Source organism: Pantoea sp. JV6, from assembly GCF_025910055.1.
GTDB classification, from domain to species: Bacteria; Pseudomonadota; Gammaproteobacteria; order Enterobacterales; family Enterobacteriaceae; genus Pantoea; species Pantoea agglomerans.
Genome location: NZ_JAPCIM010000010.1, coordinates 1 through 12,026, shown reverse-complemented (window position 1 = coordinate 12,026; position 12,026 = coordinate 1). Strand labels below are relative to the sequence as shown.

The window sequence follows — 12,026 nt, the reverse complement described above, 5'->3', positions numbered from 1 at the left end:
TACGCTGGTGCTGTGTGACGCGCCGGACCAGCATCAGGCGTTTCCGGGCTATGAGACCATTGCCTATCACGTCACCCCGTCGGGCGGCGTGGTGACTGAAGAGGGCATCAGCCAGTGGTCGCTGGCGGAGAGCGTGACGCCGGGCATCTACAGCACCGACGACTATGACTTCCGCAAGCCGAACGCCTGGATGCTGCAGGCGCGGCAGAATCCGGCGTCGCCGGTGCCGGGCTCGGTGGACGTCTACGACTGGCCGGGCCACTTTGTCGACCACAGCCACGGCGAGTCCTACGCGCGCATCCGTCAGGAAGTGTGGCAGGCCGAGCACCACAGCGTCAGCGGGTCGGGCACGGCAACCGGCATCGCGCCGGGCTTTACCTTCTCAATCATCAACGCGCCGCACTTCAGCGACAACGGCGAGTATCTGGTGACCTCGGCGACCTATGACTTTGCCGAAAACAGTTACGCCAGCGGCGACACCGGCGACAGCCGTCACAACATCCACTTCACGGTGCTGCCGTCGTCGGTGACGTACCGCACGCCGCCCGAAACGGCGTGGCCGAAAACGCACGGCCCGCAGACCGCGAAGGTGGTGGGGCCCAAAGGCGAGTCGATCTGGACCGACCGCTACGGCCGGGTAAAGGTGAAGTTTCACTGGGACCGGCTGGCGAAGGGCGATGACACCAGCTCCTGCTGGGTGCGCGTCTCCAGCGCCTGGGCGGGCCAGGGATTCGGCGGGGTGCAGATCCCGCGAGTGAACGACGAAGTGGTGGTGGACTTCATCAACGGCGATCCGGATCGTCCGCTGATCATCGGCCGGGTTTACAACGAGGCAAGCATGCCGCCGTGGGCGCTGCCGGCAGCGGCGACGCAGATGGGCTTTCTGAGCCGGTCGAAGGATGGCACGGCGGACACCGCGAACGCGCTGAGGTTTGAGGATAAGGCGGGTGAGGAACATCTGTGGATTCAGGCGCAGAAGAACATGGATACCCATGTTAAAAATGACGCCAGCCATTCAGTCGCCAACAATCACAGCCATTACGCGGGCGGCAATGAGCTCTACCGTGTCGAAACCAACCGTGTCCACGGTGTAAAAGGGGGCGAAGAGCGGCTGACCGGTAAGAGCAAACTCGATGCGGTGGTCGATACCTATGTAGTGGGTTCGGGAACTAAACTTCGCCTTGAGTGCGGAGAGAGTGCTATCGAACTGAATGCGAACGGCCAGATTAATATTGTGGGCAAGGGGTTCAATATTTTCGTGCAGGGCGATGGCCATATCACCACCTCTGGCGGCAAACTGAACCTGAACACGGATGGCGCCAAGCCGGGCACAAGCGCACCGGGATCCAGTCATAAACAAAACATCAGCCAGGCCTTAGAGAATCTGTTCCCGCCAAAACAGAAAGGACAGGCGGCTCCGGCTGCGCCAAAAGCTGCGGCGGCACCGGCGAAAGGGGCGGCTGCACCGTTAAAACAAACCGCTAATTCGGATGACGCTAAGAAACTTGATGACAGTGTTGTTCGATCAATTATGAAGTCAGAAGGAGCGGGTGGTGAACAGGGCGGTGTTCCGGAAATGTACGGTTTCAGAAAAGGATTTGGGCCTGCATATAAAGATATCGCAGCCGCCAGGAAGAAGTATGGTCAGGGGAGTGATGAAGAATTTGAGGTGGTGTCAAAATATATGAACCAGACAGCCCAAAAAGCCGGGGCGCTTAATTTTAGTGATCCAGGAAAACAAGCAGCCGTTATGTCATTAGCACACATGAGAGGAGTGGGAGGTGCTCAGGCTATACTCAATTCTATGAGTGGTGATGATATCGTCAAATCTTCACAACTCACTGAAAAATCTATTGACTATGTTGAAAAAATGGGTTCTTCTGAATTCCAAAATGACCTTGTCAGCGCCAGATTGAATTATGACAAGGCTATATATGGTTCAACCACTACGGTGAAAAATGGTGTTTCATATAACTGGTGGGATCATTATTCAACCGGTTTGACTAAGCGCTATACCAATGAAGCTGCTGAATTTTTGAAGTTTTCAGGTGAATGAAATGAATCTATTTATTAAGTTATTTTTTCTGGTTGTTTTTACAGGTGGCTCAATAGGTGTTGCAACAGCATCGGATACTCAGACGGCTTATTCTCAGTATAATAACCTGAATAGTGTTTCAGCTATTTTTAATGACCAGAAAGTAGTTTCCAGTTTAAAATCTGTTTTAGGCAGCGAGTACAGTGACTTTAGCCAGAATTTTGATGTATTTGGCGAGCCTCACAAAACAGCTAAGGGGGGTATATTTGTCGAGGGCTGGTTAAAAGATCTTTATCTTGAGCAGGCTTCAGCATTTGTTATACAGCCTGACGGTAAAGTGTATGCTGCATGGATGCTGCCTGAAGATAATAAAATACATTATGTAAGCAATGATCGTGCAAATAATAAAATGCAGGAAGATATTGCGAGTTGGGCAAAGCGTTTTGATAAAAAACAGTCAGTTACTCCTGCTAAAAACCAAAAAGAAATGCAAAGCAATGGCGAGAAAGTTTTCGAGACGGAAAAATTCAAAATCAGAATAACGTCGCTTTGCCCTGTGGGTTCGGAGTGTAATGACGTTAGTTATGAGGGTGTAAGGAAATCAGATGGGGCAGTTGTCAGATTAAAAGGCAAAGCCATGAAAAGTGATTGTGGTCAAGCATCCTGCCCGGTGTTGAGTTATAAATTCCGTAATCATGATGCAACCTATATTATCAATAATGTAATTAGTAATCTTACTGTTGTTGTTAATAATAAAATCGTACTATCTGAAGACGGAAAATGGAAGAGTGATTCCGAGTAATTAAATTTCTGTGTGATGGTGTGCTAATTTTACGCACTATCACACACGATTTTTGCACATCATATATAAATGGATTTTTAAAGTGGCAGATCTTAAATATAATTTATTTTTCGATTAGGTGTGCTGCTGTCTGTTATTTTTTTATGCTCATTGTGTAATGGCGGATTATTTCACTACTGAACTAAATGCCTCTGACTTTCGTGTAATTATTAATCATCATTGTTTTGCTTTAGGTGAAGATTGTAGCAGTTAAACTCAGAAGCAGGCGGGCACGCAGATAAGTGAAAACTTTGACAATGACAATAACCTAATCTGTGAAAAGCGTGATGACAACTCGCTCAGTCAGGCGCTGTAACTCTAAATTTACCCAATCTTAACGGCTGGATTAATAGGGTTAATGATTGTCTGGATTTTAAAGGTTAATCAAATGAATAAAGTTGGATTTAGCTTAGCGGTTTTGTTGTCAATTTCTTCATTGTCCTTGTTTGCTTCTGATAATTTTACTGGTCAGTGGAGTGGGCAAGAGAAAAATGATAATGGATCATTATATTCCACTCTAACATTAAAGTTAAAACAGAATAATAATAACATAACGGGTAGTTATTGTTATGTGACAAGGGGCGGAAACAAAATAGATTGCCCTGATGATAATGACAGCAATCTCAAAGGTACTGCAAACGGTAAAAATGCTTTGATTGAATTTGATTCTTCATTTGGCGGAGTGAAGGGTAAAGCAAATTTAGAACTTAAAGATAATAAAGTTTTATGGGAATTAATCAAAGACCCTGAGAATGGGGAGTTTTATGCGCCAAAAACTTATAATCTTGACAAAGATGTTAGTGAAGGGGATTTAAAATCAGATATGAAGGTTTTGTCTACATCTGATTTTACGATTACTTTATTGAATAGCTGTGGGGGTTTTTATACTGTGTGTGATAAGGTTAAATACATAGGCCTCAGAAATAAAGATGGAAAACAAATTACTCTTGAAGGTAAAACTACGCAACCTGTAAACTCAAATAAAGCTGAAGGGATGCTTTTCAATAATAGCGGTGTAGATTATGTTGTGAGCTTTAATCCGCTTGAATTGAAGGTGGTACAGGGTAATAAAACGCTTGTTAATCAAGGTGGCAAGTGGGAATAATAATTTTCATTATCACTCAAGTGAGATTTTTACTGTATTTCAAGTAATAAGAATGACATTATAATAATGTTATGGGTTTTATTAGGGTGGTGATATGTACTCTCCACCCCACATAATGTTGAAGTGTGAGTGATTTCTTTAATTTAAAAGATTTTAATTACGTTGCTCTTAGTGATTAAATACCCTTCTTGTTTTCTATTGTCAACCCCCGATAAAAACACAATGATTGTAAATCGTTATTTCGCCAGCATTTTATTTGTGACTGTCCTCATGGTTTTATCTTGCATTGCAAGGGCTGAATCCAGCACGGAATCGACCATTCCTGCCCTTAACGAGGGCGATTTTTCCGTTCTGCTAAACGACTATGCTTTCACTCCCGGAGACACATGGAGCAATGAAAGCTTCGTACGGGCTGGTAAGGCTCTGAGTTCAGTTATGGCCGGAGAAGTGGCTATCAATAACCAGCAGTACAACTACTTCCAGCATAGCTATGACGGCTTTGAGTTGTTCAGCGCGGCGGCGGTGGGAGATGCCAGCCACACGGTTCTGGCTGAGATCCTACTGGAAAATGCCAATGTGCCGACGTCCCGAAATATAAAGGTAGGCGATAGTCTGGAACAGGTTCAGCAAGCCTATGGACCCGGAAAAGAAGATAACAGTGATAATCAGCACTGGCTTGTCTACCCGTCTGGCGGGAAACAGTTGATGTTTCAGATTGACCAGGGAAAGGTCAGTTGCATCATGTTGAAAACAGACATGGGGGCAGAGCAAAGCGAAATCAGCGCTGACCAGGCTATCAGCGCTGCAACCAAAGCAATTCATACCTGGCAACTGACCACCCTCGATGAGAAATGCCTGCGGTACGATCTCGACGACAGCAGTGATGAAAGTTTCTTTGTTATTACGGTTCGTGAAGATAATCACGACGCCAGTTGTGGTGGCGATCCTGATATTACGCATCGACTTTTCGACATTAAAGTTGCGCGTGATAATACACAGATACTCACTAATGCCGATAACGTTGATGGCGAATACCATAGCCTTATTCCACCCGCCACAAACAATTAATAAAACGGATACCCAATATGCATTACCAATTCAATGAGGGCGCCTTTGCGCTTTTTCCGGCTGCCTGGCAGGACACCACCATGAATATTCTCCGCGATGAAGCCAGTGGGCTGGCCTGGGTTGTGAGCCGTGGCGTTATTTCTGAGGGCAGTGATGCGGAAAAAGAGTTCCAGCGTCAGTGGGACACATTGCGGAGTCAGATGGGCCATATCCAGCAGACTGAATTTGTACGTTTGATGGCAGGTGTGGATAACACATTACACGCGGTTGAAGTTGAAACCGTATTTGACCGTAACGGGCAGGCAGTGTGGCAGAAACAGCTGGCTACACAGGTCCCGGATACCAACATCTTAATGATTTTTACGCTCTCAGCCATGCGTCCATTCAATGAAGAGGATGGACAGCGCTGGAGTGCATTTAAACAAAGCCTGAGTCTGAACAATCCACGGAAAGCATAACCTATGGATAACCCTGCTGCCCGCGTGGGCGACGAGATCATTCACTCCAGCATTTTCGCTGATATCACAAGCATTGTTGCGGAAGGTGCGGCCTATGCCGTCATTGGTGCCGCAGTGGGTGCTGCTATCGTCTCGGCAGCGCCCCTGCTGGGTACAGGGGCGGCAGCGGCGAGTGTAGCAGCCGTGGGTAACAGTTGCCTGCTCAGCGGTATTCTGGGTGGTGTACTGGCCAATGCCGTTGGTCTGTCACAGGAGATCAGCAAAGCGGCCGATGGGCTGGGAAACATGATATTCCCGCCGTCACCTGCCGGTGTGATCGCCAGCGGTTCAGAGAATGTGCATATTAATGGTCTTTTAGCCGCACGCGCGGCCGGGATGCTCACGCCCGGCGAGACACCGCCACCGGAACCACAATCGCCGCAGAGCTTCGCCGACTATGGCGGCATGTTGCTCTCTGCGGTCGGCCAGTTTGGCAGTGCAATGTGGCAGCCAACGGTAGCCTCCGCCGATGCGGGCACCTCTCCGCTGGAGCAGGACAAAGTGGCCTGTGAAAAACACAGCGCACCGCAATATCTGGCTCAGGGATCGAAAAGCGTCTTTATCAATGGCCAGCCTGCAGTGCGCGCAAAGGATAAAACCACCTGTGACGCCACCGTGAGCGACGATGTTTCCCCCAATGTCATCATTGGTGGTCAAACCGTCACGGTCAGAGAGATCAAAAGCGGCAAGGTGCCAGGCCTGGCCGTGATGATGATCGGCCTTTCCCTCATCCGTGGTCGCCCCAGTCAGATCATCAAAAACATGCCCTGCGCGCTGGCCGGTGCCGTGGGCGGTATGGCGGCGGACATGGCTATCAATGCGGCCTTCTCGTCGCTGTTTCCGGTTCATGCGGCGACCGGCGTCAAAGTCCTTAATGATGATGCAGAGCGCGATTTTTTCCTTCCAGGACGTTTCCCGCTCAGTTTTCAGCGCAGCTATAACAGTCTGACCCAGCGCGCTGGCCTGTTTGGTCAGGGCTGGGCCACGGTGTTTGACAGCTACCTGACGCTGGAAGGGAATCGGGCAACCTGGTTTGATGACAACGGGCGCGAACTGAGTTTTGACGTTCCCGGTGAAAAAGAGGTGCTCTACAGCATCAGCGAAGGGCTGATGGTGCGCCGCAACGAGTCTGGCGATATCGCCATTGCCGATGACGACGGTGCGGTATGGCGTCTTTACAGGCGCACGGCCGCTGATCCGCAGGTGCTGCGCCTGGCTTCACTGAGCGACGAGTACGGTAATGCGCTGGAGATGGGCTGGGATGAACAGGCCCGCCTGGTGCGTATCCATGACGCGCCGCTGGCGATTGACGTCACGCTGCACTACGACGACAAACAGCACGCGCGGCGTCCGACATCAGCCAGCCATTTTGATGGCGATCAGCACTGGCCATTAGCGCGATGGACCTACAATGATCGGGGCCAGCTTACCAGCGTTACTGATGCCGCAGGCGTTGTCTCACGACGCTTCCGTTACAACGACGATGGATTGATGGTTTGGCACCAACTGCCGGGCGGGCTGGAGAGTGAATATCGCTGGCAGAAGCTGGATCACTGGCGCGTTATAGAAAACCGCACCAACAGCGGTGATGGCTGCCACATGCATTACGATCTTGAGGCGGGCATCACGCGTGTGTCGACCTACGACGGTCAGCAGCGCGAACACCACTGGAATGCCGCGGGCCTCATCACCTGTTTTATCGACGAGCGCGGCGAGAAGTGGCGCTACGAGTGGGATGAAAACGAACTCCTGACGCGTCGCATCGATCCGCTGGGCAACGCGGTGAGCTTCACCTATGACGATCTGGGCAACCGTGTTGAAGAGAAGGATGCTGACGGTGGTGTGCAGGCGGTGCAATGGCTGTCACACCGTTCGCTGCCCACGGTTGTTGCCGGAGCAGACGGTTCCACAACGAAATACTATTACGATCCCCATCACGGCCTTGAGCGCGTTGTTGATGCGCTCGGGCAAAACACGCTCTATCAGCGGGATGAGTTCGGACTGGTTGTCGAAGAGACTGACGCAGCAGGTAACAGCTACCGCCGTGAGTTTAACGATGCCGGCCAGGTTATTCGTGAAACCGACTGTTCAGGGCTGACCACGCGCTACCGTTATCATCCCCTGGGCTGGCTCAGCTGTGTCATCGCGCCGGATGGTGAAGAAACCCGTTATCACTATGATGCAGCAGGCCGTCCTCTTCAGCTGGAACGCGCAGAAGGATGGGAAGAGCGGTTGCACTGGAGTGAAAACGGACTGCCGCTGGCCTATGAATCGGCTGATGGCAAGCGCAGTGAATTCCGTTACGACAATGTCGGGCGATTGATCGCCAACCGTAATGCACAGGGTGAGACGGTTCAGCGAAGCTGGGACAGCCGTGGCCGGTTGACGGCGCTGCAAAACGAGAACGGCGAGCAGTATCAGTTCGAGTGGGGCGCAGATTCTCTGTTGCTGGCCCAGGTCGGGCTGGATGGCGTTGCCACGCGATACGACTATGATGCGGCGGGCCGCACGGTATCACGCACCTTTGCCGCCGGACATCCTCAGTCCATTACCCATCGCTATCACTGGAGCCGTGCGGGGCAACTGCTGGCGCGGACCACGCCGGAAGGCCAGACGCGCTATCACTACAGTGGCGGCGGCCAGCTGGGTAAAGTGTCGCAGCATCTGCCGCTGTCTGACACCGAGTGGAGCCAGCAGGCCGAGCAGGAGATTACCTTTAAGTATGATGCGCTGGGCCGCATCGTTGCTGAGCAGGGGGAGCAGGGCGAACTGGCGTGGGAGTATGACGCGCTGGGCAACTGCACTGCCTTAACCCTGCCGGATGGCCGCAACCTGAAGCAGCTTTATTATGGTAGCGGGCATCTGCTGAGCATCGCATTAGACAACCTGCCGGTCACGGAATTTACCCGTGACACACTGCATCGGGAACTCAGCCGGACGCAGGGCGGCCTCACCATGCGCAGTGAGTACGATCGCTTAGGCAGACTGCGCCGCCGTGACGTGTTTAAGGGTGACTCACAGCGTCCTGCACCGCGCGTCTGGTCCCGCCGGCGCGACTTCGATTACGGCAACAACCTGATCCGTGAAGAGCGCGACGACAATCCGTTCAGCCAGACATTATGGAACTACGATAACGCCGGCCGGCTGTTGTCTCAGGACGGTGCGCAGCCGGGTAATGAACAGTGGCGCTGGGATAGCGCAGGCAACCTGCTGGATCGCCATAGTGCCGCGCATGTCATGCATAACCGCGTCACCGAACTGAACGGTATCCGCTGGCAGTACGATATTCATGGCCGTACCACTGAGAAAGATGACGGGCACACCCGCTGGCGCTACCGTTACGATGGTGAGCATCGCCTGACGGATGTGATCAGCGAGCCGCGGGACCGCAATAAGCCGCGCACTAAGGTGAGTTTCCGCTACGATCCGCTAGGACGCCGCATCAGTAAAACCAGCCAGCAGCTTTTGCAGGGAAGACCGTCGGAGAACGCCGTCACGACGCGCTTCGTCTGGGAAGGCTACCGCCTGCTGCAGGAAATCCACGACGGCACTCCGCTGACCTACGTTTACAGCGACAGCCAGAGTTATGAGCCGCTGGCGCGTATTGATGGTGTGGAAAGCCCGGAGATTTACTGGTTCCATAATGCTGCTAACGGAATGCCGGAACTGCTGACTGACGGTGAAGGGCAAAAAGCCTGGGAAGGTATCAACAGCCCGTGGGGCAAGCTGCTGCGTGAATCCAGCCAGCGTGTTCCTGTGGTGGAGCAGAACCTGCGTATGCAGGGCCAGTACCTGGACCGGGAAACCGGACTGCACTACAATCTGTTTCGTTATTATGACCCGGACAGCGGACGGTTTACCCAGCAGGATCCGATAGGGCTGGCGGGCGGGATCAACCTTTACCAGTATGCCCCGAACGCGTTCAGCTGGATTGATCCGCTGGGGCTGAGTAAATGTAAGGGCCGCAGCAAGTCAGATCCATATAAAGGTGTAAAGGATGCGTCGGCTTATTTAAAAAAAGTCGGCACTCCGAGAAAATTTAGAAAGCAAACGTTGGAGTCATTCGAAATAGATTCAATCAGAGTTCGTAAAGCGACTGACTCAGAATACGGGTTAAGATATTATGATGGTGTCGATGCTAAGGCGAGAGGTAGATATATTTTTGAGACATTCCCTGCTACCCGAGAAAGCCTGGCAGTGAAGACACAATGGAATCAGATGACCAATGTGTCTCAGTTTAAAGTTAAGCCGGGTTCTGTCATTCTTGAAGGAAGGGCATCATCTCAGGGAGTCGGTTTGCCCGGTGGGCAGATACAAAAATACATAACTGATCTCAATAACTTATTAGATTTATGAAAATGACAAAAGTAAAAAAAGCAGTTGTAAAGATACAAAAAGCTATAGATGAGCTTGAGAAAGCTATTATCACTCAAGATATAAAAGTGTTATCTGTAAGTTCCGTATCTCAACTTACAAAATTTAAGGAAACTTTTTCTAATATATTAACGATAATTAAATCGGATAATCTTCCTCCTAAGAATGAAAGGGTTATAGGTATATCAAGGGTTATAGTTGATCAATGGCCTTTTGATCTTGAGTTGGGAGTTATAATTATCGATGCAGAACAAGCTTATAAGGAAATATAGTTAAAAAAGCCGGAGGTGGTCTGAATGATACTTTCGGCTTTTAACTTCATCCGCCCGTCGTCAGTGTAAGACAGCCCGCCTCCCCTCGGACGATAACAGCCTGGCCGGTCTCAAGTCCCGTCACGGCCAGCCACCTACCCGCGATGCTGCACTGAGCGGTAATAAAGGGTGCCCGCCTTTCATCACCGAGTTAAAACCGGCTTAGCCCAGCACGCGCTTTGCTTGGTGCTGCAGTACATCGCGTCAAGGAACGACGCCATCGGCATCTGTTCTTCTTAGTCCCTCTACCTGACTGCTTCCAACCTTCAAACCTCAAAAAGGAACATGGGTCACTGAGGGTACTGCTGCTCCGCAAATAAGTACTAATAGATTGGAAGTTCTGGAAGGCGGAGGCTATCAAGGACTGATAAGTATCAAGGAATTAGCAAAATCCACGATAATTAGAACAGACAGAGTGAGTTTCTAATAATATGAATATACAAAAAGCTATTGAAATTTTAATTGAACTGATCGACTTAGTAGAAAGGAAAAATAAATCACAAGGAAAGGAATTGTATAAGTCAGCATTGGATGTTTTAAAAAATGAAAATTGTTCAAATATTGATTTAGAGCTTTTGTACAGGAATTTTTGTGGGTATCTGGCTCATGGTGAGTTTGATGAAGAAGAATATCAAAAGGTGTTGCAACTGATCAGTATTTTAAATAAATAAAATCTCATTTACTCATCGCTGTCACTACCCTGATGAGGGTGACAGGGCCTGAGTAAAGTATCGCAGTATCTGCCGCTGTCGGACACGGAGTGGAGCCAGCAGGGCGAACTGGCCTGGGAGTATGACGTGCTGGGCAACTGTACTGCCCTGCGCTGCCGGATGGCCGCAACCTGAAGCAGCTTTATTATGGTAGTGGCCATCTGCTGAGCATCGCATTAGACAACCTGCCGGTCACTGAATTTACCCGTGACACGCTGCATCGGGAGCTGAGCCGGACGCAGGGCGGCCTGACCATGCGCAGTGAGTATGACCGCTTAGGCAGACTGCGCCGCCGTGACGTGTTTAAGGGTGACTCACAGCGACCTGCACCGCGCGTCTGGTCCCGCCGGCGCGACTTCGATTACGGCAACAACCTGATCCGTGAAGAGCGCGACGATAATCCGTTCAGCCAGACATTATGGAACTACGATAACGCCGGGCGGCTGTTGTCTCAGGATGGTGCGCAGCCGGGTAATGAGCAGTGGCGCTGGGATGGCGCAGGCAACCCGCTGGATCGCCATACTACCGCGCATGTCATGCATAACCGCGTCACTGAACTGAACGGTATTCGCTGGCAATATGACATTCATGGCCGTACCACTGAGAAAGATGACGGTCACACCCGCTGGCGTTATCACTATGATGGTGAGCATCGCCTGACGGATGTGATCAGCGAGCCACGTGACCGCAATAGGCCGCGCACTAAGGTGAGTTTCCGCTACGATCCGCTTGGGCGCCGCATCAGTAAAACCAGCCAGCAGTTGTTGCAGGGAAGACCGTCGGGGAACGGCGTCACGACGCGCTTTGTGTGGGAAGGCTACCGCCTGCTGCAGGAAATCCACAACGGGATCCCGCTGACCTACGTTTACAGCGACAGCCAGAGCTATGAGCCGCTGGCCCGTATTGATGGTGTTGAAAGCCCGGAGATTTACTGGTTCCATAATGCTGCTAACGGAATGCCGGAACTGCTGACTGACGGTGAAGGGCAAAAAGCCTGGGAAGGCATTAACAGCCCGTGGGGCAAGCTGCTGCGGGAGTCCAGCCAGCGTGTTCCTGTTGTGGAGCAGAACCTGCGTATGCAGGGC

At 51.0% G+C, this 12,026-nt stretch carries 9 protein-coding genes and 1 pseudogene; 9 read left to right on the top strand and 1 reads right to left on the bottom strand.

Annotated features, from left to right (window positions below; all coding sequences use genetic code 11):
• The 7 genes from OK412_RS10180 to OK412_RS10150 form a co-directional block, all read left to right on the top strand.
• On the top strand, positions 1-2,056 hold a 2,056-nt coding region (locus tag OK412_RS10180), incomplete at its 5' end, for a type VI secretion system Vgr family protein (RefSeq protein WP_264353141.1).
• A 1-nt stretch (position 2,057) separates the two neighbouring features.
• Complete coding sequence (locus OK412_RS10175; RefSeq protein ID WP_089414274.1) at positions 2,058-2,837, top strand: hypothetical protein; 780 nt, start codon at positions 2,058-2,060, stop codon at positions 2,835-2,837.
• A gap of 427 nt (positions 2,838-3,264) precedes the next feature.
• The gene (locus tag OK412_RS10170; protein WP_264353140.1) at positions 3,265-3,981 is read left to right on the top strand and encodes a hypothetical protein; all 717 of its coding nucleotides are present in this window, start codon (positions 3,265-3,267) and stop codon (positions 3,979-3,981) included.
• A gap of 222 nt (positions 3,982-4,203) precedes the next feature.
• Positions 4,204-5,049 carry a hypothetical protein gene (locus OK412_RS10165; RefSeq protein WP_264353139.1) on the top strand — a complete coding sequence of 282 codons (846 nt, stop codon included), beginning with the start codon at positions 4,204-4,206 and terminating at the stop codon, positions 5,047-5,049.
• Between the two features lie 17 nt (positions 5,050-5,066).
• Positions 5,067-5,507, top strand: a complete 441-nt coding sequence (locus OK412_RS10160; RefSeq protein ID WP_083068286.1) for a DcrB-related protein — start codon at positions 5,067-5,069, stop codon at positions 5,505-5,507.
• Positions 5,508-5,510: 3 nt separating this feature from the next.
• Entirely contained in the window at positions 5,511-9,902 is a 4,392-nt protein-coding gene (locus OK412_RS10155) for an RHS repeat-associated core domain-containing protein (RefSeq protein ID WP_264353138.1), read from the top strand.
• Positions 9,903-9,904: 2 nt separating this feature from the next.
• On the top strand, positions 9,905-10,192 hold the full coding sequence (locus tag OK412_RS10150) for a hypothetical protein (protein ID WP_029519555.1): 288 nt from the start codon (positions 9,905-9,907) through the stop codon (positions 10,190-10,192).
• Positions 10,193-10,238: 46 nt separating this feature from the next.
• Here the strand turns inward: OK412_RS10150 and OK412_RS23525 are convergent, their stop codons facing one another.
• Complete coding sequence (locus tag OK412_RS23525; RefSeq protein WP_223265947.1) at positions 10,239-10,337, bottom strand: SymE family type I addiction module toxin; 99 nt, start codon at positions 10,335-10,337, stop codon at positions 10,239-10,241.
• A 325-nt stretch (positions 10,338-10,662) separates the two neighbouring features.
• Here OK412_RS23525 and OK412_RS10145 point away from each other — a divergent pair, with 325 nt between their 5' ends.
• A complete protein-coding gene (locus OK412_RS10145) occupies positions 10,663-10,902 on the top strand; it encodes a hypothetical protein (protein ID WP_064691216.1) in 240 nt (79 codons plus the stop codon).
• 48 nt (positions 10,903-10,950) lie between these two features.
• Positions 10,951-12,026 (top strand): annotated as a pseudogene (locus OK412_RS10140) (RHS domain-containing protein); the annotation flags it as partial.

Bases quoted from the DNA above. Each gene is read 5' to 3' on its own strand.
- OK412_RS10155 (WP_264353138.1), top strand. From the start codon at position 5,511: ATGGATAACCCTGCTGCCCGCGTGGGCGACGAGATCATTCACTCCAGC.
- OK412_RS10175 (WP_089414274.1), top strand. From the start codon at position 2,058: ATGAATCTATTTATTAAGTTATTTTTTCTGGTTGTTTTTACAGGTGGC.
- OK412_RS10145 (WP_064691216.1), top strand. From the start codon at position 10,663: ATGAATATACAAAAAGCTATTGAAATTTTAATTGAACTGATCGACTTA.
- OK412_RS10170 (WP_264353140.1), top strand. From the start codon at position 3,265: ATGAATAAAGTTGGATTTAGCTTAGCGGTTTTGTTGTCAATTTCTTCA.
- OK412_RS10160 (WP_083068286.1), top strand. From the start codon at position 5,067: ATGCATTACCAATTCAATGAGGGCGCCTTTGCGCTTTTTCCGGCTGCC.
- OK412_RS10150 (WP_029519555.1), top strand. From the start codon at position 9,905: ATGACAAAAGTAAAAAAAGCAGTTGTAAAGATACAAAAAGCTATAGAT.
- OK412_RS10165 (WP_264353139.1), top strand. From the start codon at position 4,204: ATGATTGTAAATCGTTATTTCGCCAGCATTTTATTTGTGACTGTCCTC.